Source organism: Lentzea sp. HUAS12 (assembly GCF_024125735.1).
In the GTDB taxonomy this organism is placed as follows: domain Bacteria; phylum Actinomycetota; class Actinomycetes; order Mycobacteriales; family Pseudonocardiaceae; genus Lentzea; species Lentzea albida.
In genome coordinates this window covers 5,529,893-5,552,120 of the sequence record NZ_CP099738.1, presented here as the reverse complement: position 1 = coordinate 5,552,120, position 22,228 = coordinate 5,529,893, and the positions used below count along the sequence as shown (strand labels likewise).

Below are 22,228 nucleotides of genomic sequence, written 5' to 3'. Positions count from 1 at the left end.
TCGTTAGGTGGCGGCCGTGACTGAGGGCAGGAAGTCGTTGACGAGGTTCGGTGCGCGGTTGCGGGCGGTCCGGCTGCAACGCGGTCTGTCGCAAAAGGACCTCGCCTGCCCCGGCGTCTCGATGAGCTACGTGTCGCGCCTCGAGTCCGGTGAACGGGTGCCGTCGCCCGCGGTCGTGCGCAGGCTCGCCGAGGTGCTCGGCGTCGACCCGTCCGAGCTCGTGGCCGACGAGGACGGCACCGCGATGCAGGACGAGGCGCTGACGTGGTGCGAGGCGGTGCTGGCCTACCACGACGGCGACCTGGTGCTGGCGGGCGACCTGCTGGAGGCACTGGGAAAGCGGTCCGACGAGGAGATGTTCGGCTGGTGCGTGCGCTGGACCCGCCTGGGCGTGCTCGCCCGGCAGCGGGACCACGAGGGCCTGCTCCTGGCGGCGGCGAAGCTGCGCAAGTCGTGGTCTCCCGGTCCGGCCGTGGACGCGCTCGTGGAGATCCTGCGCGCATCCTCGTTGCGGCGCCTCGGCCGGACGGCCGAATCCGTGAAGGCCGCGACCGAGGCCGTGGAGCTGGCGGCGGGGGACGGCGAACGGGTGCGCCGCGTCCACACCCGCGCGCTCGTCGCGCTGTGCGCGGAGCTCACCGCGGCAGGCCGTCTCGCCGACGCCGAGCAGGTCGTGGACCAGCTCTCCGCGCGGCTGCCCGAGCTCGGCGGCGACCGGCTCGCGATCTCCACGTGGTGGGTGCGCGCGAAGGTCGCTGATCGGCTGGGGGACCGGATGGAGGCCGCGCACTGCATCCGCGAGGCGCTCGCGCTGCTCGAGGACTTCGACGGCGACCCCGAGTACCGGTGCCGCGTCCGCCTCGCCGGCGCCGCCATCGCGCTGCGCGCACCGGAGGCGAACCTCGGCGACGTGACCGCGGCGCTGGACGAGGTCGAGACCACGGTCACGGCGTTGCGCCGGCACGAGAACCTCCTCGCACACGCCCGCGCCCTGCGGGCGGAGCTCGCGTTGCGCGACGGCGAGGTCGGCCGGGCGCGCGAGCTCGCGGAGGCCGCGCTCGCGACGGGGCGCCTCAACGCCGAGCAGCGGCTGCGGTGCCACCTCCTGCTCGTGCGGGCCGCGGACGAGGACGACACCGACGGCGGCGCCGCGCGGGAGGCGCTCGCCGCACTGCTGGAGCACATCGACCCCGAGGGCGTCGACCCGCTGCTGTGGCGGGACGTGGCGCGCATCGCGCTGCGCAAGCACTGAGGCCCCGTGTCCTGGCGCCGGGCGGCGTTGCCTCGTCATGACCGCCCCTCGCTCACTCACCGGGCACCTTGTTAACGGAGCATGACACAGACCAGTTACCCATCACATCACCCAATTGCGCCGCACGTACGTGGGTAGAACACCCGGTAACCGGCAGTTCCCCGGGAGGGGCAAGCGGCCGAACGGGCGATGATCAGCATCGCCCGCACGGACTACTTGTCAGCGGCTTGACAACGCATGACTACGTTGCCGTCAGGTTCATCCACCACACGATGGCGCCGGCGCGGCCGTTGACGTCCAGAGTCGTGTAGATGCGCTGGAGGTGGTTCTGCACGGTCTTGGGGGACAGGCCGAGCGACTCCGCGATCATCGCCGTGCTCGCCCCGGCGGCCACGAGCCGCAGCACCTCGATGCCGCGTTTCGTGAGCCCCGCCCTCAAAGCGCGGGCGATGCGGGTGTTCGTGTGCTCCGCGGTGCCGGTCTCGTGCAGTTCGCCGGAGTGCGGGACGCGCATCGCGGTGCCTTCCCGTTTCGGCTCGAAACGCTTGTGCGCCAGCTGTTCCACGAGTCGTGACGACAGGTCGTGCTCGCGCATCCGCAGGAGGTCCCTGCCCTCCTGCAGCTCCCACAACCGGTACTGCTCCAGCTGCATCCGCGCGTGCCGCAGTGCGCGTTCGAGGTCGCCGGACCGTTCGTGCGCCTCACTCAGCTGCTGGTGCGCGTGCACCGCCACCTCCCGGGCGAGGCAGCTCATCGCGAGCTCGGCGGCCTGGGTGAGCTGGGCGATCTGCTCGGGGTGCCGCTCCCGCGCACCGCTCAGCCGCGCCCGTGCCATCAGCGCCTCCGCCCGCGCCACCGGGCGGTTCCTTCCGGCAAGCAACTGGTCAGCGCGCTGCCAGCTGCGGTGCGCGCGGTCAAGTTCACCCAGATCGATGCGGACGTGTGTCAGCAGGACGTTGACCATCGCCATCCGCACGGGGTCGCCGAGCGTCTTCCACCGGTCGCGCACCTGGGCGCACAACGCCTCCGCGCGGCGGAGTTTGCGCACGCACGGCTCCCCGTCGAGGTTGCAGCGGTTCTCCTCGGTGCGGATCATGCAGTGCTCGTGGTACTGCGAGCGCAGCGACTTCGCCTGTTCGAACAGCACCGAGCCGATCAGCTCGTTGTCACCGGTGAGCTCCGCGAGTCCGAGCGCGCGGGCGAACGAGTGGAAGCTCCGTTCCCGCGAATCGAGACGCAGTTCCACCACGGCACGGGAGAAGCTGCACCGCGCCTGGAGTCCGATGTGGCGGTTGGCCGCCGCGATCGCCTGCACCTTGTCGATCGTGTCGAGCGCGCTGGGCCACAGCCCCCGCTTGCCCAGCGCCACCGACTGCGCCAGCACCCCCTCGGCGACGCCTTCCGCGTCGTCCAGCCACGAGAACGCCGCCACGGCCTTCTCCGCGTGCTCCAAGGCATCGCCCGGTCTGCCTTCGTCCAGTGCGATCCTCGCCTCGCGCAGGTTGTGCACGGCGGTGGACCGCGGATCCGCGGTCCTGCCGGGAACCGTCATGGTCAAGCCCCCTCGACTCGGGGCTGACTCTAGCGCCGCGGCGACCGGCCGCCGCGGTGCTAGTGCTGCTCGCGCAATTGACGTTTCAACACTTTTCCGGCCGCGTTGCGCGGCAACTCGTTGACGAAGAAAACATCGCGGGGAACGGAGTACCGCGCCAGGTTCGCCTTCACGTGGTCGCGGATCTGTTCGGCGGTCAGGGTTTCCGCGCCGACGACGAAGGCGGCGAGGCGCTGGCCCCACTCCTCGTCCGGCACCCCGAGCACCGCGACCTCCGTCACGCCGTCGAGCGTCGAGAGGAGGTCCTCGACGTCGTGCGGGTAGACGTTCTCGCCACCTGAGACGATCATCTCGTCGTCGCGGCCCGCCACGAACAGCAGGCCGCCCTTGCGGTAACCGAGGTCGCCGGTCGACATCAGGCCGTCCAGCGACTCCTTGCTCGTGCCGTTGGTGTAGCCGTCGAACAGCATCTCGTTGCCGACGAAGATCCGCCCGGTCTCGCCCTCCGGCACCGGCCTGCCCTGGTCGTCCACAATGGCCAGTCGCGTGCCGAGTGGCGGTTTCCCCGCCGTGCCGGGCTCGCGCAGCATCTCCTCGGGCGTGGCGATGCTCGCCCAGCTCACTTCCGTTGAGCCGTAGAGGTTGTACAGCACCGGGCCGAACTCCTCGAGCGTGCGGGCGGCGACCTTCGGCGGCAGCGCCGACCCGCTGGAGGCGATGATCCGCAGTTCCGGCCGGTGCTCCTGCTCCAGCATCCGTTGCAGCATCACGGGAACGACGAACATCGCCGTGCACTTGTCGGCGTCCCGCAACGCCTGCGCCGGGTCGAAGCGGCGGCGCAGCACCAGGGTCGCGCCGAGCACGAGCCCGAGCTGGAACGCGGCGAGTCCCCAGGCGTGGAAGAGCGGGGAGGTGATGGAGATGACGTCGCCGTGCCTCAGCGGGATCCGCGACAGCAGCGCGGCGGCGGGGGCGAGGCTCGCGGGTTCCGGTCTGCGGGCGCCCTTCGGCGTGCCGGTGGTGCCGGAGGTGAGGATGATCAGCCTGCCGCGCGGAGGCCTGCGGGGCAGCGGCGCGGCAGGCCCGCCGGCGATCAGCGACTCGAGCTCGTCGGTGAAGTGCACCGGGAGGTCCGGCAGCACGCCGGCGAACTCGCGGTCGGCGACGATCCTGTCGATCTCCTGATCCGCCGCGACCTGCGCGAGCTGCCCCTGGCTCAACCCGGTGTTGAGCAGGACGGCGTCGGCGCCGACCTTCGTGCACGCCGTCATCGTCTCGATGAACGCACGGCCGTTGCGGCACAACAGCCCGACGCGTTCCCTGGGGCGGAAGGCATGTGCCAGACGGCTGGTGCGCTCGTTCACCTGCGCGTACGTGAGCACGCCGTCGTCGTCGATGATCGCCGCACGGTCCGGGTGGCGCCCGGCCCCCGTCTGGTAGCCCCACGCCAGCGTGATGTCCCAGTGCAGGTAGCCGCGCACGGTACCGGCGAGCCCTCGCGGGCCCAGCGGCCGGATCACTCCGGCTTTGACCAGGGTCAGCAGCACGCGGGTCACCATGGGACCCACTGTGCCATCAACCTACTTGCGAGTAGGTAACGGTGTGACGGCGGTCACGCCTCAGTGTTGGACGCGCTCACGACGGCGTCGCGCAACGCGGCCCGCAGCCGGCCGACCTCCAGAGGCGTCAGGACGGCGGCCTCTCCCGGCGGCACGGTGATCACTATGTGCCCCTGGCTGACGAACACCGTCATGTCCCGTCGGCGCGAAGCGATGTCGCGGCAGCTCACCTGCCACTCCTCTTTGGCTCCCACGGGGTTCTTCCTCCAGCTCACTCGATGCACCGGCCCGGTGTACCCGGTGCCCACGAAGAAGAGACGTGCGTCACCGGAAGTCATGACGAAGGTTTCCGTTCTTCGTCGAGCGACTGCGCCGAGCTGCGGATAGCGTCGCACGTGGGACGAGTTCAGGTCACCTGGAGGGGTGAAAATGGCGGAACCGCAACGCATCGTGATCGTGGGGACCGGCCTCGCCGGTGCCTCTGCGGCAGGCGCGCTCCGAGACCGCGGCTACGGCGGCGAGATCGTCGTGTACGGCACCGAACGCCACCGCCCGTACGAACTTCCCGCGCTGTCCAAGGACGTCCTGCTGGGCAAGGCGGGCGAACCGGCGTGGGTGCACGAACCGGGTTTCTACGCCGACAACGAGATCGACCTCCGGCTCGGGGTGTCCGTGTTGGAGCTGCGACCGGGTGATCACACGATCGTCGACTCGGACGGAGCAGTGCGCTCCTACGACCGGTTGCTGCTCGCGACCGGGTCGCGCCCCCGCGTTCTGCCTGGGGCGCAAGGACATGTGCTGCGCACGCTGGACGACTCCCTCGCGTTGCGGTCCGCGTTGCGCGAAGGCAGGCACGTCGTGGTGATCGGCGCGGGCTGGATCGGCTGCGAGGTGGCCTCCGCCGCTCGCGCGCACGGTTGCCGCGTCACGGTCGTCGACCCGCTGGCCGAACCGCTCGTGCGCGTGCTCGGACCGGAGATGGGCGCGGTGTTCCGCGGCCTGCACGAGGAACACGGCGTGGAGTTCGAGCTCGGCACGGGCGTCGAGGGCTTCTCCCCCTCCGGAGTGCGCCTCTCCGACGGCACCGAACTGCTGCCGGACGTGACGGTGCTGGCCGTGGGTGCGACACCCCGCCTCGAACTCGCCGAGGCCGCCGGCCTGGAACTGGCCGAAGGCGGCGTGGCGGTCGACGCGGCACTGCGCACCTCCGCGCCGGACGTGTTCGCGGCGGGCGACATCGCCGCGCACGACCACCCGCGCCACGGCGGGCGGGTGCGCGTCGAGCACTGGGCGAACGCGAAGGACCAGGGCACGCACGTCGCGGGGTCGTTGCTCGGGCTGGACGAGCCGTACGCGAAGTCGCCGTACTTCTTCACCGACCAGTACGACCTGGGCATGGAGTACCGCGGCCTCGCCGGCCCGGACGACGAACTGGTGGTGCGCGGCGACGTGTCCGCGCGGGAGTTCATCGCGTTCTGGCTGCGCGACGGGCGGCTGCGGGCCGCGATGAACGTCAACGTCTGGGACCACGGCACGGCGTTGAAGGCGCTGGTGGACGCGCAGGCGACCGTGACGTCGGAACAACTGCGCGAGGCGGACCTCGGAGCGCTCGTCTAGAGCTAGATGCAGGAGCCGTGCATCGGGCCCTCGCCGCGCGAGAGGTCCTGCAGGGCCTTGCGGATGATCACCATCTCCTGGTGGGTGAAGCGCGCCTGGAACGCCCTGTCGACCTCGGCGAGCGCGTCGCCCGCCTCCTTCTGCAGCTCACGGCCCTTGTCCGTGATCACCGGCGTGCGCACGCGCCGGTCGCTGGGGTCGGGCACGCGCTGGACGAGGCCCGCCCGCTCCAGCTTGTCGAGCTCGCTCGTCAGCGTGGTCTTGTCGAGGCCGAGCATCGCGCCGAGCTTGAGCTGCGTGCGCTGGAGCTCCTCGTTGGCGAGCGCCTGCAGGACGAGCTGACCGCGCAGTGAGATCCCGAACTTCGCGATCTCCTCGGCATACGCGGCGCCGACGCGCTGAGTGGCGCGGTGCAGCAGCCAGTTGAAGTCCCACTTCTCCACGCAGGCTTCGACGAGATCCGGCTGCTCCTCCATGTGTCCCATCCTACATCCCGGGAGAGATGTTCTCGGCTAGGAACATCTTGACTCGGAAGTTCTTAACTCGTATGTTCTGGGTATGACCACTCTGCTTCACATCGACACGAGCATTCGGTACGAGGGGTCCGTGACCCGCGAGATCTCCGGTGCGTTCGCCGAGAACTGGCGTGCCGCGAACCCGGGGTCCGGCTACACCTACCGGGACCTGCACGCGTCGCCGATCCCGCACAAGGACGGCACGGAGCAGGGCATCGCCGCCGACCTGATCGCCGAGGTCGACGCGGCCGACGTGATCCTCCTCGGCGCGCCGATGTACAACTTCTCGATCCCGTCGACCCTCAAGGCCTGGATCGACCAGGTCGCGACCTCGGCGAACTTCGCCCGCGAGGACGGCACGTTCGCGTGGGGCGGCAAGCGCGTCGTCGTCGTGACCGCCCGCGGCGGTTCCTACAAGCCGGGCACGCCCCGCGAGGGTTTCGACTTCCAGGAGCCGTACCTGCGCGCCGTGCTGTCGATGGTCGGCCTCGACCAGAACCTGGAGTTCGTGCACGCCGAGCTGACCCTGGCGGACGTGGTGCCGCAGATGCACCAGTTCCGCGAGCTCGCCGTCGAGTCGCTGGCCGACGCGCACCGCGTGGTCAAGGAGCTGGCCAGCGCCTAGGGTTCGGCCTTGTGATCGACAAGGTTGCTTGGATCCATCTCAGGGACGGCCAGGTGCTCGGCACCCGGTCGAAGGGCAAGGACACGTTCTACCTGCCCGGTGGCAAGCGCGAGCCGGGCGAGTCCGACGTCGAGACGCTCGTGCGCGAGATCCGCGAGGAGCTGTCGATCGAGATCGACGCGGCGTCGGCGGAGCACCTGGGGACGTTCGAAGCGCAGGCACACGGCCACTCGTCGGGGGTGACCGTGCGCATGACCTGCTACACCGCGTCGTTCGACGGGGAACCGGTGGCATCGGCCGAGATCGAGGAACTCGCCTGGCTGACCACCGCCGACGCGGACCGGATCTCCCCGGTCGACCGGATCATCTTCGCCCACCTGGAGTCAGCGGGCCTTCTTCGCTGACCCCTGAAACGACGAAAGGGGGAGAGCTCCGCTCTCCTCCCACTTCAACATATAGCGCACCGGGGGCCTTGCCACAAGACCCCGGGCGTACCCCATCATTTCCCGGCCAACGTCATCCACCTGGGGAAATGGGGAACTCCATGATCGACGTCATCATCGCCGGCGGCGGGCCGACCGGCATGATGCTGGCCGGGGAACTGCGCCTGCACGGCGTGGACGTGGTCGTGCTGGAACGGGACGCGGAGCCGACGAAGGTCGTCCGGGCGCTCGGGCTGCACGCCCGCAGCATCGAGGTGATGGACCAGCGCGGCATCGCCGGCCGGTTCCTGGACGCGGGCACGACCCATCCGCTCGCCGGGTTCTTCGCGGGCATCGACCGGCCGGCGCCGGAGCGGCTGGACACGAAGTACCCGGTCGTCCTCGGTCTGCCGCAGCCGCAGATCGAGCGGCTGCTCACCGAGCACGCCGTCGCGGCCGGTGCCGACGTCCGGCGTTCGACCACGGTCGTCGGGCTGGCGCAGGACGACGAGGGCGTGACCGTCGAGCTCGCGGACGGCACCTCGCTGCGGGCGCGGTACCTGGTCGGATGCGACGGCGGCCGCAGCACCGTGCGCAAGCTGGCCGGCATCGACTTCCCCGGCGAGCCCTCGCGGGTGGAGACGCTGCTCGGCGAGATGGAGATCGGCATCCCGTGGGAGGAGGCGATGCCGCTGATGCTGGAGGTCCGCAAGACGCAGAAGCGCTTCGGCGTCGGCCCGATCGGCGGTTCCGCGACGTACCGCGTCGTCGTGCCCGCGGAGGGCGTCAACGAGGACCGCGCGGTCATGCCGACCCTCGACGACTTCAAGCAGCAGCTCGTCAGGATCGCGGGCACCGACTTCGGCGTGCACTCGCCGCGGTGGATGTCCCGCTTCGGCGACGCCACCCGCCAGGCCGAGCGGTACCGGTCGGGCCGCGTGTTCCTCGCGGGCGACGCCGCGCACGTCCACCCGCCGACCGGCGGCCAGGGCCTCAACCTGGGCGTGCAGGACGCGTTCAACCTGGGCTGGAAGCTCGCCGCGGCTGTGCACGGGTGGGCGCCCGCGGACCTGCTGGACACCTACGAGGCCGAGCGGCACCCGGTGGCCGAGGAGGTGCTGAACAACACCCGCGCGCAGATCGAGCTGATGAAGGTCGAGCCCGGCCCGCAGTCGGTGCGGCGGCTGCTGACCGAGCTCGTGCGGTTCGAGGAGGTCAACCGGTACCTGATCGAGAAGATCATCGCGGTCGCCGTCCGGTACGACCTCGGGTCCGACGACGAGCTGGTCGGGCGGCGGATCGGGGACCTGGCGCTCAAGCGCGGCGGGCTCTACGACCAGATGCACGCCGGACGCGGCATCCTGCTCGACCAGGCCGGGACGCTGTCGGTCGGTGGCTGGGCGGACCGGGTCGACCACCTGGTGGACGTGAGCGAGGACCTCGACGCACCCGCGGTGCTGATCCGGCCGGACGGGCACGTGGCGTGGGCGGGAGAGGACCAGGCGGGGGTGGAGGGGGCGCTGGCGCGCTGGTTCGGGGCCGCGCGCTGAGCACCCGGCCGGGGTGGCGGGACGGGGCCGCCACCCCGGCCGCGGTCCGCCGCCCGAGGTCACCCGTTCGAGGGCCGGAGGCGCTTTGTCACACTGGTGCCCGTGTCCGAGCCGATGACAGCGGTTCTCCTGCGCGCCGCGGAACTCACCGCCTCGGGGAAGCCGCGGCAGGCCGTCGACCTGTTGCGGCCCCTCGTGGCGGCGAACCCTCGGCACGCCGAGGCGTGGTGCCGCCTCGCCGCCGCCCACCTCGACCTGGGTGAGGCGGACCAGGCACTCGACTCCGCCAAGCGCGCGATGATCCTCGACGGCGAGCCCGCGTGGCCCCAGCGGCTCGCGGCGCTGGCGCTGAGCGACCTCGGCCGGCACCAGGAGGCGGCGGTCGCGGCGCGGGAGTCCGTGCGGCGCAAGCCCGGTGACTGGCGCGGCTACGTCGTGCTCGCCGAGGTCCTGGCCGACGTGCAGGACGGCGCCGTCGAGGCGTTCGACTCGGCCCTGCACGCCTCGCAGCTCGCCCCGACCGAGGCGCGCGCGTTCCAGGTGCTGGGTGACGCGGCGCTGCGGATGCGCGACTGGGGCACCGCCGAGCACGCGTACCGCTCGGCGATCAAGCTCGACCCGTCCGACGCGGACTCGAAGGCGAACCTCGCGACCGTGCAACGGCGGCGTTCGGCCAGGCCCGCGCCGCAGCGCCTCAACAAGGTGCAGGTGTGGCGTTCGCTGCGCACGCTCTCGTTGCTGCTGGTCGGCGGCGGTTTACTCGCGCTCGTCGCCGGCATGCCCCGGCCGACGCCCTACCTCGCGTTCTTCACGGGCGCGCTGGTGCTGTGCTGCCTGGTCGTGGCGCTGCGGCTGCGTCCGTTCAAGCTGCTCTTCAGCCTGCGCAAGCTCGCCGTGACGGTGTCGCTGCTCGCCGCGTCGGCGCTCGTCCTGCTCGGCTGGACCGTCGCGTTGATGTTCGGGGCTACGACGATGCAGCCACTTGTGCTTTCCTGGTTGTGCGCTGTCGTCGGGGGAGCGCTCGTCTACGTCGGCGGAGGCAGGAAGCGGTGATGCGTCGCAACGCGGTCGCGCTCGCGTTCCTGCTGTTCCTCGGACAGCTGTTCATCGTCGCCGCGCCCGCCGAGCCCACCGCCTCCGGTGCCGTCGTCCGCCACGGCCACGACTACGCGAACCTGCCGGTCACCGCGCCCAAGCCGCACAACCCGAACGCCGCCCAGGTCCCGCAGACCCAGGTGCCGTCCGACGTGCCACCGGTCGCGAAGCCCGCGCTGCCGATGCGGTACGTCGTCTCCTTCGCCCGGCGCGTGCACCGCACGCCCGAGGGCATCCGCTGGACCCCGCAGCCCGCGCGCTCCCCGCCTTCCGGTCGCTGAAGTCCCTTCTCCAGCAACCACTTTCTTCTCCGGAAGGCCTTTCACCCATGTCGCGCGACACCGCGCGACGGGGCCTGCTCGTGCGCGGTCTCACAGCGCTCGGGGTCCTCGTCGCATCCGCATTCCTGCTGCTCACCTCCGATCCGCGCCTCGGCCTCGACCTGCGCGGCGGAACCCAGATCGTGCTCGAAGCCAAGGGCGACTCCGACGCCGCCGACCGTTCCATGGAGGTCCTGCGGCGCCGCGTCGACGCGCTGGGCGTCGCCGAACCGGTGATCGCCCGCTCCGGCGAGAACCGCATCGTCGTCGAACTGCCCGGGGTCCAGGACCCCGAGGAGGCCGTGAAGGTCCTCGGCCAGACCGCGCAGCTCACCGTGCAGCGCAACGGCCAGACCGTCATGACCGGCGAAGGCATCTCGGACGCTTCGGCCAACGCCAACCCCCAGGGTGCGGGGTTCGTGGTCAACGTCCAGTTCCAGGGCGAGGGCTCGAAGACCTGGCAGAAGGTCACCGGCGAGGCGGCCTGCGAACCGTCCGGCACGCCCGGCCGCCAGATCGCGTTCGTGCTCGACGGCAAGCCGATCTCGTCACCCGAGGTCAGCCTCGACACGCCCTGCGGCGCCGGTCAGGCCGGGGGCGCGACCACGATCACCGGCCGCTTCTCCCAGCCGGAGGCCAAGGAACTCGCCCTCGTCATCCGCTCCGGCGCGCTGCCCGTGCCGGTCGAGGTCATCGAACAGCGCACCGTCGGCGCCACCCTGGGTGCCGACGCCATCGAGGCCAGCGCCAAGGCCGCGATCATCGGCATCGCCCTGACCTCGTTGTTCCTGATGTTCGCCTACCGCCTGGCCGGATTCCTGGCCGTCGTCGCCCTGGTCGGGTACGCGGGCGTCGCCTACGCCGGTCTGCTGGCCGTGGGGGCGACGCTGACCTTGCCGGGCCTGGCCGGCTTCGTGCTGGCGATCGGCATGGCGGTCGACGCGAACGTCCTGATCTTCGAACGAGCGCGCGAGGAGTACGCGCGCAAACCGAACCTCCGGCGCGCCTCGGAGAGCGGCTTCCGCGGCGCGTTGAGCGCGATCGCCGACTCGAACGTGACGACGCTGCTGGCGGCCGGCTTGCTGTTCTGGCTGGCCACGGGCCCGGTGCGTGGCTTCGGCGTCACGCTCACGATCGGTGTGCTCGCGTCGATGTTCAGCGCCCTGGTGCTGTCGCGCGTGCTCGTGGTGTCGATCGTCGGCAGCAGGTGGATGGCGCGTCGCCCGAAGCTGAGCGGCCTGCACACGCTGGGCTACGTCCGCCAGCGCCTGTCGGTCGTGCTGTACCGGCGCCCGTCGCGGTGGCTGATCAGCGCCGGCGTGCTGGTGCTCGTGGCGTTCGCCGGACTGTTCGTGCGCGGCCTCAACCTGGGCGTCGAGTTCACCGGCGGCCGCATGCTCGACTTCACCGCGGGCGGCGCCGTGGACTCCGGCCGCGTCCGTGACGCGTTGTCCGATGCGGGCTTCTCCGACGTCGTCGTGTCGTCCTCGGGCAACGAGGTGTCTTTGCGCACCGGCCCGATCGACGACGCCACGTCGTCCCGCATCGGCCAGGTCGTCTCCTCGGCCGTCGACGGCGGCGCCCGCCAGTCCAGCAACGAGCTGATCGGCCCGTCGCTCTCGTCGGAGCTGCGCCGCAACGCGCTGATCGGCCTCGCCATCGCCGTCGCCGCTCAGCTGGTCTACCTGGCCATCCGCTTCGACTGGCGCCTCGGCCTCGCCACGGTGGCCGCGCTGATCAGCGACGTCCTGGTGCTGGTCGGCCTGTTCGCGTGGATGGGCAAGACGGCGGACGGCGTGTTCCTCGCGGCCCTGCTGACCGTGATCGGCTACTCGGTCAACGACTCGGTGGTCGTCTTCGACCGCCTGCGCGAGCTCCGCGGCTCCCGCTTCAAGGGGTCGTACCCGGACGTGGTGTCGGACGCGGTCGTGCAGACCGTGCCACGCACCGTGAACACGGGCATCGGCGTGCTTTTCGTCCTGTCCGCGCTGCTCGTGCTGGGCGACGGTTCCCTGGCGGACTTCGCCGTGGCGCTGCTGATCGGCCTCGTGGCGGGCACGGTGTCCACAGTGGTCACCGCCGCGCCGATCGCCATCTGGCTCGAGTCGCGGTGGCCGCGGCAGGGGGCGTCGTCGAAGAAGCGCCCGGCGGCCGCGCGGGTCTAGCCCGTGCCGCCCGCTTCTAGCAGAGTGGGCGGCATGACCTCCTTCGCCTCGTACCAGAACGAGATCTACCTGCAGGGGCTCGGTGGCGCCGTGCCCCCGTTCACCACCGACCCGGACGCGCTGGAGCAGTCGGCGCGCGACAGGCTCGGGCCGGGTCCGTTCTGGTACGTGGCGGGAGGCGCGGGCTCCGGCGCGACCGTGCGCGCGAACCGCGCCGCTTTCGAGCGCGTGCAGCTCGTGCCGCGGATGCTGACCAACGCGACCGAGCGGCACCTCGGCGTGACCGTGCTGGGTACCGAGCTGCCCGCCCCGGTGATGCTCGCACCCGTTGGCGTGCAGGCGATCCTGCACCCGGACGGCGAGCTGGCGACGGCGCGGGCGGCGGCCGAGCTCGGCGTGCCGATGGTGTTGTCGACGGCGTCCTCCCACACCATCGAGGAGGTCGCGGAGGCCTCTGGTGACGGGCCGCGCTGGTACCAGCTCTACTGGCCGAACGACCCCGACGTGTGCGCGTCGCTGCTGGAGCGGGCGAAGAAGGCCGGGTACACGGCGCTGGTCGTCACGCTGGACACGTGGACGCTGGCGTGGCGGCCGCACGACCTGGACCAGGCCTACCTGCCGTTCCTGCGCGGCATCGGCACGGCGATCCCGTTCAGCGACCCGGCCTTCCGCGCGGGGCTGCAGAAGTCGCCCGAGGAGGACATGCCGATGGCGATCCTGCGGTGGGTGCAGCTGTTCACCGGCACCGACAAGTCGTGGGACCAGCTGTCGTTCCTGCGCGAGCACTGGGACGGCCCGATCGTCCTCAAAGGAATCCAGCACGCGGACGACGCCCGCAAGGCTGTGGAGTGCGGAATGGACGGTGTCGTCGTCTCGAACCACGGCGGGCGCCAGGTCGACGGCGCGGTCGGGTCGCTGGACGCGTTGCCGTCGATCGTCGAGGCGGTGGGGGAGCAGGTCGACGTGCTGTTCGACTCCGGGATCCGCACCGGCTCCGACATCGTGAAGGCGTTGGCGCTGGGCGCCAAGGCCGTGATGGTCGGGCGGCCGTTCGCGTACGGGCTCGCGCACGGCGGGCAGGTCGGGGTGAAGCACGTGCTGCGCAGCCTGCTCGCGGACTTCGACCTGACGCTGGGGTTGTCGGGTCACCGCAGCCCGGCCGACCTGGGGCCGGACGCGCTGCGGTTCTCCTGAAACGACAACGGGTGGGCCGCGATCGCGGCCCACCCGGTTCGCTTGTCTCTCAGGGCATCGTGGCCGTCATGTGGGCCAGCGTCCCGAAGTCGGCCGGCTGCACCCGCAGCCAGCCGTCGCTCTTGGCCGCGAGGTACCGCCCGCTCGGCGTGTCGATGTAGGTGAGCGGGTTGACGCAGCGCTGCTTGCGGCCCAGGTGGTCGCGCTTGGCCGAGAAGACCTGACCACCGCCGGTGCGCGGCTGGCTCATGATCTCCGTGAGCTGCGCGACGAGCTGGTCGTTCGGCGTGCTCGTCGGCCTGCTCTGCTGCAGGAACGAACCGGTGTCCTCATAGGACGGTTGCCGCTTCGGCTGCAACGCGTCCTCCGGCAGCGTGATCGGGGCACCCCTGCCCGCCGGGGTGGGCGGCAGGGCACCGACCAACGCCTGCGGTGCCTCGTCCGCCCTAATCGGTTCGAGCACGAACTGCTGGTCCGCCGTGAGCACGATCCGCAGCGCGTCCTGGCCGTTCGACACGACCAGCGCGCTCTGCTGCGGGCCGTCCTTGAGGCTGAAGAACGCCCAGTACTCCACGCCGGCCTCGACCACGAGCCGCAGCGCGTTGGCCAGGTCCGGGTGGATCTGGTTGCCGCGCGCGAGCCCGTACTGCTCGAGCTGCGCCCACGCCGAGCGCTGCAACCGTTCGAGCTCGCTCACGTCGCCCGACTCGAGGAGTGCCTCGTCGAACTCGACCTGGGCGAGCAGCGCCCGGTGCATCGTCGGCAGGCCCGCGGCCTGCCAGGCCTGATAAAGCGCCGTGACAGGGATGGCGACCCTGCTCCGCAGCACGTTTCCCCCTTATCCGCCGATGACCGGCGGAGCAACCATCGTTCCGTCGCCGAAGATGTCCTCGGTCTCCTGAAGGTAGGACGCCGACTTGTGCTCGGAGTCTTCCGCTCCGTCACCACGCGCGCCACCCGCGCCCATGCCGCCGGCACCCATGCCCGCCGCGCCACCACGACCGGCGGCACCCGCGGCACCACCGGAAGGTCCGAAGCCACCGGCGCCACCGGAACCGCTGCCGGCCACACCGGCCGCGCCGCCGAAGCCACCGCCCATGCCACCGGGCCCACCGAGACCCTTCGCGGCCGCGGCACCACCGAGGCCACCGCCACCGGGTCCACCCAGACCACCGGCACCACGCCCGCCGCCTCCGGCACCGCCACCACCGCCACCGGGTCCACCGACCCCGCGGCCACCAGGACCGTTGGGGTTACCGGGCCCGCCGGGACGGTTGCGCGGGTTGTTGGGGTCGAGCGGTCCACCGGGCCGCCGCGGGTCGTTCGGGTTGAACACACCGCCGGGCGGATCGGTCGGGTTGCCGATGTTGGGCGGCGTACGCCGGCCGCCGTCGTCAGTGGGCGGCGGGGTGAACTTGGGGTCGTTCACGCCGGCCGTGTTGGTGCCGTCGCTGCCGCCGTTGTTGCCACCGGTGCCGGGCGGGGTCCAGCCGGACGTGCCCGTGTCGGTTCCGCCGCTGCGGTCGCCGCCGCCGGGGTTGCCGATGCTCGGCGGGGTGTTGTTCCCGACCTTGCCGACCTCGTCGACGTTGTACTGACCGCTCGACTGCTCGTCGACGGAGCCCTCGGTGGCGGTCGGCGCGATGAACGTCGGCTGGTTGTTCATGCTCGCGTTGACCGCACCCGCGTACTGGTTGAAGGCGCGGATGTTCTGTTCGCTGACCTGCTGGTTCTTTTCCAGCGCCTTGTCGTAGTCCGTGTCCCACGGGCGCAGGTCGTTGAGGAAGGGCTTGTCCGGGACGGACGGCGGCATGGCCATCGAGTTCTTGGCGTCGACGTATGCGCTGCCAACCGTGTCGGCCGTGGTTCCTGCCTGAGTCGCCGAGTCGCCCGTGACGGTTGCCCAGGTGGCGAGCGGTGAGGTGCCGCTGCGGGCCGAGTCACCGGCGGAACCCTCCCAGGCAGCCCCGGAGTCGCGCACGGCCTTCTCGATCAGCTGGGCGACATCTCCGTGACCACTGGACAGATCACGCCATGCCTGCGCCATGAGCGACGTGCTCTGACCAGGGCCACTGCCGTTCTCGAACCACTTGTAGATCGTTTCACCGCCCGCGAGGGGCAGAAAGGCGAAACCGCCGATGTTCGGCTCATCCCCAGCCATCTCGCTACCCCTTCAGGTTTGTGATGATCAGCTGTGCGACCCGCTCGGACTCCTGGCAGGCGGGTTTGCTCGCACGCTCTTCAGCGGCGGTGGAGACCTGCACCGTGATCGAGTCGGTCTTGGACGCTTGCAGAGAAGTCAGGCAGCCGGTCGACGCGTCGGTCTGACTGGTCGAGATGACCCTCACGCCATCGATCGTCTTGTCCGTGAAGACCGGGTTGGCTTTGACGTTGGCCACGAGGTCTTCAAAGGACTTGTTCTCGGTCACATGCACCGTGTACTTCGAGTTCTTGATGACGTCCTGGCCCATCCACACGCAGTTGGGGCCCAGCGTTCCCGATCCGGGAGCGGGCTCGCGGACCGAACCCAGCGAGGACACCTGGCTCGCGGTGAGGATGCTGCAAGGGCTGCTCACGTACTTGGCGATGCTGAGCCCCGCGTCAGATCCGTCGCTGGTCGGCTGGCTGCTCGTCTGTCCGGCGCCCGTCGTGGATGCCGAGGTCGGATTTCCGCCGGTCTGGGTGCTGGTGCACCCCGCCAGCACACCGAGAGCGAGCACGGCGGTCAGCAGGGCGGTCATGCGCTTCAAGGTCTGTCAGCCCTTCATCGCGGACGTCGCCGCTTCGTCGGTCTTCCGGTACTCGGCCAGAGCCTTCTCGATGTTCATCACAGTCTGTTCCAGGGCCTTCTGCGCTTCCTGGTTCGCCCACAGGTACCCGCCTTGCTCAGCACCTGCGGTTTTGCGCATCGCGAGCGTCGCGTAGCCGCTGTAGGGATCTGGACCGGGAGCGCCTGACGCCTGGATCTCATCGGACTTGTCCCGAAGTTGGACCAGCTTCTCGATGGCGAGCTTCAGGCCGTCGATCATCTTCTGCGCCTGGTCCGGGTCGACGCTGAACTTCGCCACACCGCCGCCACCAGCACCGGCAGCAGCCCCAGCCGCCGCGCCGAGCGCCGCTCCGACGCCCTTGCCGACGGACCCGGCGGTCTTCACGGGTACGAGTGCGTCGAACATCAGCATCTCAGCCAGCTCCCCTCAGAACTCTCCACACCCCTGTTGGAGGATTTTCGCATAGGACCGGTTCCCGGAGGAGGCGAACGAATCAGCAGATCAGGTCACATGGCCGATTCGTTCAAGACCGCGTGTCACGATCGGCCTAGGTTCGACGCATGATCGAAGAAGCGAGGACCTTCCTCTGGCTGAACGCCCGCACGCTGGAACAGCGCTGGTTCGAGCACGCCTTCGACGGCGGGAGTGCGGACGCGGTGGTCAGGGCGGTGCTGGCCTACCGCAACGACGACGGCGGGTACGGGCACGGGCTCGAACCCGACCACCGGGGGCCGACCAGCCAGCCGTTGCACGCCCTGCGCGCGCTGCAGATGTTCGGGCAGGCCGGTGCCCCTGAGCAGGCCGAATCGATCCTTGCCTGGCTGACCGACACCTGTCCTGACGGCAGCGTGCCGTTCGGGTTCTCCACCTCCAAGGACCACCCCAAGGCGCCGTGGGTCGCGGCCGACGACCAGGGCGGGCTCCTCATCACCTCGCAGATCGCCGCGGCCCTGCACGAGCTCGGGGTGAGCGACCCGTGGCTCGACAAGGCGACGGACTACTGCTGGCGCGAGATCGAAGAGCTCGAGCAGACCCACCCGTACGAGCTGCGGGGTGCGGCGATGTTCCTCGACGCCGTGCCGGACCGGGCGCGGGCCGAGCTGGTGGCCGAGAAGCTCAGGCACCTGACGCCGAGCACCGAGGGGTACGCGGAGGGCGAGGGGCTCGACCCGCACGAGTTCGCGCAGAAGCCCAGTAGCGTCGCGAGCCGCTGGTTCACGCCGGAGGAGATCGAGAAAGACCTCGACGCGCTCCAGAACGGCCAGCAGGCGGACGGCGGCTGGAACTTCGGCTTTCCCGCCTTCACGCCGGTCGTCAACTTCGAATGGCGTTCGATCGCCACCCTCGACTCGTTGCTGACGCTGCGCCGCTACGGCCGGATCAGCTGACCCAAAGACACCCCTGCCAGCGCCTTCACCTCGCGGGCCAGGTGCGCCTGGTCCGCGTAACCCGCCTCGAAGGCCACGGAAGCGAAAGGTCGGCCCGCCCAGGCGCGCTTCACCGCGAAGTCGAACCGCAGCACGCGCTGCAGCACCTTGGGCGGGTAGCCGAACGCGTCGAGGCACCGGCGTCGCAGCTGGCGCGAGCTCAGGCCGATCTCCCACGCCGCCGAGGCCACGTCGCCGGTGCGCAGCAACGACGCCGTCGCGGCGAGAGCCGGATCGACGACGACCCGTGAGGCGCAGAACTCCACCATCGAAGAGAACGACGTCAGGCGCGCCGAAGGCACCAGGTCCGACAGCGGCACCCGCAGGTCGCGCACAGCATGGGCGGGCACGCCGAAAACGGACGGGAACGCGCCCGGAGGCAGTCGCACTCCGTACAACGTGCCGGGAGCAACGGAGGCGAGCTGTGCGACAGCGTCCGGGCCGGCCACGAAGAGAGCGCCGGAGGCAGGTGTCCACATGAGGTCCGTGCAGCCGTCCGGCACGACGCGCTGCACGGTCGGCGACGACACCGTGCGCGTCCAGAGGCAGGCCAGTCCGGCGGGAGCGGGACGTTCGGCGTACACGGGTCCATCAAAGCAAATGGCGCCGCGTCCCGGAGGACGCGGCGCCAGCTGAGCGGGGTCCGGGGGTTGCACCCCTGGAAAACACAACGGAGCAAGTCGGTTCGCGCTTTCCGCGAACACAACTCGCTCCGAGTGGAGTGGACGATACTGGGATTGAACCAGTGACCCCTACCGTGTCAAGGTAGTGCTCTCCCGCTGAGCTAATCATCCGTGGTCGTGCGGATGTCATCTTAGCGGACGGGCCTCCCCGACACCGAATCCAGGGGTCAGGTTCCGAACTTCACCCAGTTCACGCTCACGTACGGCGCAGGCTGCCCGCTCGTGAAGGTGATGTAGACGTCGTGCGTGCCGGAGATGTTCGAGATGTTCGCGGGGATGGTTCTCCACGCGTCCCAGCCCCCGGTGTTGCCGACCGCGATCGAGCCGACCGGTGTGGCCGTGCGCGAGCCGAGGCGGACCTCGACCAGGCCGCTCACGCCGCCGGCGGCGCCCGAGGCGACTCGCGCGTAGAACTGCCGGGCCGGTCCGGTGCCGAAGTTGACGCCGGAGAACTTCAGGTAGCCGCCGTTCGCGATCTGGTGGACGCCGGAGCCGCCGTCACCGGGGGCGACTGAGCCGCCGGAGCGTTCGGAGGCGTTCTCCGCCTGCAGGTCGCTGTACGCGGAACCCCCACCGCCGGGGTTCGACGTCGTGGTCGTGGTCGTCGGGGGAGTGGTGGTCCCGCCACCAGACGAGTAGACGGCCACGTAGTCCACGACCATGGAGTGCCCGGACTGGGTGGCCGCGACAGGGGTCGGCTGGTTGTTGTTCAGCGCGTTCGGGAACGCGCCGCCCATCGCGAGGTTGAGCAGGATGAAGTGGCCTGCGTGCGACGTCATCGCGTTCCACACGTTGACGCCCACGCGGGCCTGCGTGACCTGGTGGAACGACTGGCCGTCGACGAACCAGGTGAACGTCTTCGCGGCGTCGTCCCACTCGAAGCGGTACGTGTGGAAGGCGCTCTGGCAGGACGAGCCGGGGCACGCCCGCGAGTTGCCGATGCCGGTGAACTCGCCGCAGGCGCCGCCGGGGGCGACGTCGCAGTGCAGGACGCCCCAGACCGAGTTGAGGCCGTTGACGTTCTCCATGATGTCGAACTCGCCGATGCCCGGCCAGTTCCAGTAGTTGCCGCGGTAGGGCGAACCCAGGGTCCAGAACGCGGGCCAGTAACCCAGGGCCGCTTCGCCCGTCACGTTCGGCATCTGGATGCGGCCCTCGATGGCGAGCTTGCCGCCCGCCGGGGGCTTGAAGTTGGAGCGCTGGGTCTCGATGCGCGCCGACGTCCAGTTGCCGGCACCGTCCTTCAGGGCGGTGATGCGCAGGTTGCCGTTGCCGTCGAGCTTGAGGTTGTTGGTGCTGTTCGTGTAGTTCTGGATCTCGCCCGTGCCCCAGTTGGCGGGGCCGCCCGGGTAGCCGTGGCCGGTGTCGATGATCCAGTTGGCGCTCGACGGCAGCGATCCGTTCGAACCGTTGAAGTCGTCACCCCACACCTGCGTCCATCCCGATGCAGGGGGTGGGATCGAAGCGTTGGCGGACATGGCGGCGATCGCCAGGGGTACCGCGGCAAGAAGAGCTGTCGAGGCCGCGAGGACGCGGCGGCGTTGCTTCATGCGCGAGTGACCTCCTCGTCACGGGTGCAGTCCATTTATGAGAGCGCTCTCACGGTGCAAGAACAAGCGACCAATCGGCGTAACGGGGAAATTACGCGGAGTCTCGTTTGGACTCACTTCGCGTCGGCGTAGCAGGTCACGGGCACCGCGTTCATCGGGAAGCGCACCGATGTCTCGCCGAAGAGCAACCGCGTCGCCTCGCGCCCGGCCTCGGCGATCGCCTCGACCACCGCGTCCGCGTCGGCGCGCGGGCAGTGCACGAGCACCTCGTCGTGCTGGAAGAACACGAGCTGCGCCTCGGCGGGCAGACGGCCTCGCAGCACGGCCAGCAACGCCGCCGTCCAGTCCGCCGCGCTGCCCTGCACGACGAAGTTGCGGGTGAACCGGCCCCAGTTGCGCGCCGCCTGCCGCGACGACCGCGACACGTCCCCCGAGTCGTCCGCGCCCCCGGTCAGCTCCTGCCAGGCCGCGGACGGCGTGGGCGAGGTGCGCCCGAGCCGCGTGCGCACCATCCGGCCCTGTTCACCGGCCTGCGCCGCCGCCTCCACGTACCCGACGGCGACGGGGAACCTCTTGCGCAGCACGGCGAGCAGCGGCCCGGCCTCACCCGACGTGCCGCCGTACATCGCCGACAGCATCGCGATCTTCGCGCGCGGCCGCTCGCCCCGGAACGAGTCCGCGGCCAGCGCGGCGTACAGGTCGTCGTCCCCGCACACGTCGATCAGGCGCGCATCCCCTGACAGGGCAGCGAGAATCCGCGGTTCGAGCTGCGACGCGTCCGCCGCCACGAGCACCCAGCCGTCGTCCGCGATCACGGCCTGCCGCATCAGCCGCGGGATCTGCAACGCCGCACCGCCCCGCGACGCCCACCGCCCCGAAACCACGCCTCCCACGACGTAATCCGGCCGGAACCGCCCCTCCGACACCCACGCGTCGAGCCACGTCCAGCCGTGCGCCACCCACAGCCGTGCGCGCTCCTTGTAGTCCAGAAGCGGTGCCACAGCAGGATGATCGACCTTCTTCAGCACCCACCGCCGCGCCGACGGCACCTCGACGCCCGCCCGCGCGAACGCCCGCACGATGCTCGCGGGCGCGTCCGGGTTGATCTCCTTGCCGCCGAACGCCTCCTGGATCCGATCGGCCAGGTCCTGCAACAACTTCGGCCGCTGGCCGGGGGCGGGACGGGGCCCGAGCACCTCCTCCAGCAACCGCGTGTGCACGTCCTCGCGCCACGGCAGCCCGTGGAACGTCATCTCGGCCGCCACCAACGCCGACGCCGACTCCGCCGCGATCAGCAGCCCCAGCGCCGGATTCCGTTGCTGCGCCCGGAAGACCAGCGACAGCGCGGCCAGCTCGTCCGTCCCGCCCGGCAGCATCACCGGTTCCGGCCCGAACAACGTCAGCGCGTCGTCCTTCTTCGGCGGTCCCACGTCGGCCGGGGCGGGCAGCCCCAGCACCCGCGCCAGCGCGCCCGCCAGCTCGCGCGGCTCGCGGTGCCGCCCCTCGGCGCCGAGCAGCAACGCCTCCGTCAGGTGCAGGTCCCAGCACCGTTCGACGCGCACGCCGGCACGCAGCAGCACGGGGTAGACCTCGGACGTGTCCGCCCACACCCACCGCGGCCGGTGGGCGCGCTCCAGCGACGCGACGGCCGCGGCGGCGGACGAAGCCGCCATCGCGGGACCCGCCGGGCTCCCGTCGTCGTGCAGCTTCTGCCACCGCCCCGCACCGTCCGCGTCCAGAACCAGGGCGACCAGCACACCCCAGATTGTGCAGAGGAGGTCCGACAGTTTCAGTGCGGGCTGAACAGAAAACGTTTGCAGTCAGTGGCTATCCGGTGGAGGTTCTCCAAGCCAGTCAGCAAAGGTGTGAAGGAAAAACGGCAAAAGACCACGATGGTGTGGTCTTGCTACCCCTGACCTGAGCCGCGACCG

21 protein-coding genes and 1 tRNA gene are annotated in these 22,228 nt (G+C 70.5%); 10 read left to right on the top strand and 12 right to left on the bottom strand.

What is annotated here, in order from left to right:
• Window positions 1-16 precede the first annotated feature (16 nt).
• Entirely contained in the window at window positions 17-1,252 is a 1,236-nt protein-coding gene (locus ND450_RS24915) for a helix-turn-helix transcriptional regulator (RefSeq protein WP_253321097.1), read from the top strand.
• 241 nt (window positions 1,253-1,493) lie between these two features.
• On the opposite strand, the gene ND450_RS24910 is transcribed toward ND450_RS24915, so the two are convergent.
• From ND450_RS24910 to ND450_RS24900, 3 genes are read right to left on the bottom strand one after another with little or no spacing between them, the layout of a single operon-like run.
• The gene (locus tag ND450_RS24910) at window positions 1,494-2,804 is read right to left on the bottom strand and encodes a helix-turn-helix transcriptional regulator (RefSeq protein ID WP_253321096.1); all 1,311 of its coding nucleotides are present in this window, start codon (window positions 2,802-2,804) and stop codon (window positions 1,494-1,496) included.
• Window positions 2,805-2,863: 59 nt separating this feature from the next.
• Window positions 2,864-4,363 carry an AMP-binding protein gene (locus ND450_RS24905; RefSeq protein ID WP_253321095.1) on the bottom strand — a complete coding sequence of 500 codons (1,500 nt, stop codon included), beginning with the start codon at window positions 4,361-4,363 and terminating at the stop codon, window positions 2,864-2,866.
• 53 nt (window positions 4,364-4,416) lie between these two features.
• Window positions 4,417-4,617, bottom strand: a complete 201-nt coding sequence (locus ND450_RS24900; RefSeq protein WP_089922257.1) for a hypothetical protein — start codon at window positions 4,615-4,617, stop codon at window positions 4,417-4,419.
• A 175-nt stretch (window positions 4,618-4,792) separates the two neighbouring features.
• Here ND450_RS24900 and ND450_RS24895 point away from each other — a divergent pair, with 175 nt between their 5' ends.
• Window positions 4,793-5,980 (top strand): NAD(P)/FAD-dependent oxidoreductase, encoded by a 1,188-nt coding sequence (locus ND450_RS24895; protein ID WP_253321094.1) that lies wholly within the window; start codon window positions 4,793-4,795, stop codon window positions 5,978-5,980.
• 2 nt (window positions 5,981-5,982) lie between these two features.
• Here the strand turns inward: ND450_RS24895 and ND450_RS24890 are convergent, their stop codons facing one another.
• On the bottom strand, window positions 5,983-6,456 hold the full coding sequence (locus tag ND450_RS24890) for a MarR family winged helix-turn-helix transcriptional regulator (RefSeq protein WP_253321093.1): 474 nt from the start codon (window positions 6,454-6,456) through the stop codon (window positions 5,983-5,985).
• A gap of 82 nt (window positions 6,457-6,538) precedes the next feature.
• On the opposite strand from ND450_RS24890, the gene ND450_RS24885 reads away from it, so the two are divergent.
• The 7 genes from ND450_RS24885 (at window position 6,539) to ND450_RS24855 (ending at window position 13,866) form a co-directional block, all read left to right on the top strand.
• Window positions 6,539-7,120: an FMN-dependent NADH-azoreductase gene (locus ND450_RS24885; RefSeq protein WP_253321092.1), complete on the top strand. Its 582-nt coding sequence runs from the start codon at window positions 6,539-6,541 to the stop codon at window positions 7,118-7,120.
• A gap of 11 nt (window positions 7,121-7,131) precedes the next feature.
• Complete coding sequence (locus tag ND450_RS24880; RefSeq protein WP_253321091.1) at window positions 7,132-7,524, top strand: NUDIX domain-containing protein; 393 nt, start codon at window positions 7,132-7,134, stop codon at window positions 7,522-7,524.
• Between the two features lie 140 nt (window positions 7,525-7,664).
• Window positions 7,665-9,092, top strand: coding sequence for a rifampin monooxygenase (rox, locus tag ND450_RS24875; RefSeq protein ID WP_253321090.1), 1,428 nt, complete (start codon window positions 7,665-7,667; stop codon window positions 9,090-9,092).
• A 102-nt stretch (window positions 9,093-9,194) separates the two neighbouring features.
• Window positions 9,195-10,145 carry a tetratricopeptide repeat protein gene (locus ND450_RS24870; protein WP_253321089.1) on the top strand — a complete coding sequence of 317 codons (951 nt, stop codon included), beginning with the start codon at window positions 9,195-9,197 and terminating at the stop codon, window positions 10,143-10,145.
• Entirely contained in the window at window positions 10,145-10,468 is a 324-nt protein-coding gene (locus ND450_RS24865; protein ID WP_253321088.1) for a hypothetical protein, read from the top strand. Before ND450_RS24870 ends, ND450_RS24865 begins: the two co-directional genes overlap by 1 nt.
• Window positions 10,469-10,515: 47 nt before the next feature.
• On the top strand, window positions 10,516-12,672 hold the full coding sequence (gene secD, locus ND450_RS24860; RefSeq protein WP_253321087.1) for a protein translocase subunit SecD: 2,157 nt from the start codon (window positions 10,516-10,518) through the stop codon (window positions 12,670-12,672).
• A 33-nt stretch (window positions 12,673-12,705) separates the two neighbouring features.
• Window positions 12,706-13,866: a lactate 2-monooxygenase gene (locus ND450_RS24855; protein WP_253321086.1), complete on the top strand. Its 1,161-nt coding sequence runs from the start codon at window positions 12,706-12,708 to the stop codon at window positions 13,864-13,866.
• Between the two features lie 49 nt (window positions 13,867-13,915).
• On the opposite strand, the gene ND450_RS24850 is transcribed toward ND450_RS24855, so the two are convergent.
• The 4 genes from ND450_RS24850 to ND450_RS24835 are packed head-to-tail and all read right to left on the bottom strand — an operon-like array spanning window position 13,916 to window position 17,021.
• Window positions 13,916-14,695 carry an ESX secretion-associated protein EspG gene (locus tag ND450_RS24850; RefSeq protein WP_253321085.1) on the bottom strand — a complete coding sequence of 260 codons (780 nt, stop codon included), beginning with the start codon at window positions 14,693-14,695 and terminating at the stop codon, window positions 13,916-13,918.
• Between the two features lie 9 nt (window positions 14,696-14,704).
• Entirely contained in the window at window positions 14,705-16,027 is a 1,323-nt protein-coding gene (locus ND450_RS24845; RefSeq protein WP_253321084.1) for a PPE domain-containing protein, read from the bottom strand.
• Between the two features lie 4 nt (window positions 16,028-16,031).
• Window positions 16,032-16,607 carry a DUF3558 domain-containing protein gene (locus tag ND450_RS24840; RefSeq protein ID WP_253321083.1) on the bottom strand — a complete coding sequence of 192 codons (576 nt, stop codon included), beginning with the start codon at window positions 16,605-16,607 and terminating at the stop codon, window positions 16,032-16,034.
• Between the two features lie 15 nt (window positions 16,608-16,622).
• Window positions 16,623-17,021, bottom strand: a complete 399-nt coding sequence (locus ND450_RS24835) for a hypothetical protein (protein ID WP_253321082.1) — start codon at window positions 17,019-17,021, stop codon at window positions 16,623-16,625.
• A 176-nt stretch (window positions 17,022-17,197) separates the two neighbouring features.
• On the opposite strand from ND450_RS24835, the gene ND450_RS24830 reads away from it, so the two are divergent.
• Window positions 17,198-18,025 carry a hypothetical protein gene (locus tag ND450_RS24830; RefSeq protein WP_253321081.1) on the top strand — a complete coding sequence of 276 codons (828 nt, stop codon included), beginning with the start codon at window positions 17,198-17,200 and terminating at the stop codon, window positions 18,023-18,025.
• On the opposite strand, the gene ND450_RS24825 is transcribed toward ND450_RS24830, so the two are convergent.
• From ND450_RS24825 to ND450_RS24810, 4 genes are all read right to left on the bottom strand, one after another.
• Window positions 18,007-18,648, bottom strand: coding sequence for a helix-turn-helix domain-containing protein (locus tag ND450_RS24825; RefSeq protein ID WP_253321080.1), 642 nt, complete (start codon window positions 18,646-18,648; stop codon window positions 18,007-18,009). The genes ND450_RS24830 and ND450_RS24825 overlap by 19 nt on opposite strands.
• 138 nt (window positions 18,649-18,786) lie before the next feature.
• Window positions 18,787-18,858: transfer RNA gene (locus ND450_RS24820), tRNA-Val, on the bottom strand.
• 56 nt (window positions 18,859-18,914) lie between these two features.
• Window positions 18,915-20,297 (bottom strand): carbohydrate-binding protein, encoded by a 1,383-nt coding sequence (locus ND450_RS24815; protein WP_253321079.1) that lies wholly within the window; start codon window positions 20,295-20,297, stop codon window positions 18,915-18,917.
• 113 nt (window positions 20,298-20,410) lie between these two features.
• Complete coding sequence (locus ND450_RS24810; protein WP_253321078.1) at window positions 20,411-22,054, bottom strand: bifunctional 3'-5' exonuclease/DNA polymerase; 1,644 nt, start codon at window positions 22,052-22,054, stop codon at window positions 20,411-20,413.
• Between the last annotated feature and the right edge of the window lie 174 nt (window positions 22,055-22,228).

Excerpts from the sequence above, each read along its gene's own strand:
- secD (WP_253321087.1), top strand. The coding sequence starts at position 10,516 with ATGTCGCGCGACACCGCGCGACGGGGCCTGCTCGTGCGCGGTCTCACA.
- ND450_RS24845 (WP_253321084.1), bottom strand. The coding sequence starts at position 16,027 with ATGGCTGGGGATGAGCCGAACATCGGCGGTTTCGCCTTTCTGCCCCTC.
- rox (WP_253321090.1), top strand. The coding sequence starts at position 7,665 with ATGATCGACGTCATCATCGCCGGCGGCGGGCCGACCGGCATGATGCTG.
- ND450_RS24815 (WP_253321079.1), bottom strand. The coding sequence starts at position 20,297 with ATGAAGCAACGCCGCCGCGTCCTCGCGGCCTCGACAGCTCTTCTTGCC.
- ND450_RS24885 (WP_253321092.1), top strand. The coding sequence starts at position 6,539 with ATGACCACTCTGCTTCACATCGACACGAGCATTCGGTACGAGGGGTCC.
- ND450_RS24905 (WP_253321095.1), bottom strand. The coding sequence starts at position 4,363 with ATGGTGACCCGCGTGCTGCTGACCCTGGTCAAAGCCGGAGTGATCCGG.
- ND450_RS24840 (WP_253321083.1), bottom strand. The coding sequence starts at position 16,607 with ATGACCGCCCTGCTGACCGCCGTGCTCGCTCTCGGTGTGCTGGCGGGG.
- ND450_RS24895 (WP_253321094.1), top strand. The coding sequence starts at position 4,793 with ATGGCGGAACCGCAACGCATCGTGATCGTGGGGACCGGCCTCGCCGGT.
- ND450_RS24865 (WP_253321088.1), top strand. The coding sequence starts at position 10,145 with ATGCGTCGCAACGCGGTCGCGCTCGCGTTCCTGCTGTTCCTCGGACAG.
- ND450_RS24830 (WP_253321081.1), top strand. The coding sequence starts at position 17,198 with ATGATCGAAGAAGCGAGGACCTTCCTCTGGCTGAACGCCCGCACGCTG.
- ND450_RS24910 (WP_253321096.1), bottom strand. The coding sequence starts at position 2,804 with ATGACGGTTCCCGGCAGGACCGCGGATCCGCGGTCCACCGCCGTGCAC.
- ND450_RS24855 (WP_253321086.1), top strand. The coding sequence starts at position 12,706 with ATGACCTCCTTCGCCTCGTACCAGAACGAGATCTACCTGCAGGGGCTC.
- ND450_RS24890 (WP_253321093.1), bottom strand. The coding sequence starts at position 6,456 with ATGGAGGAGCAGCCGGATCTCGTCGAAGCCTGCGTGGAGAAGTGGGAC.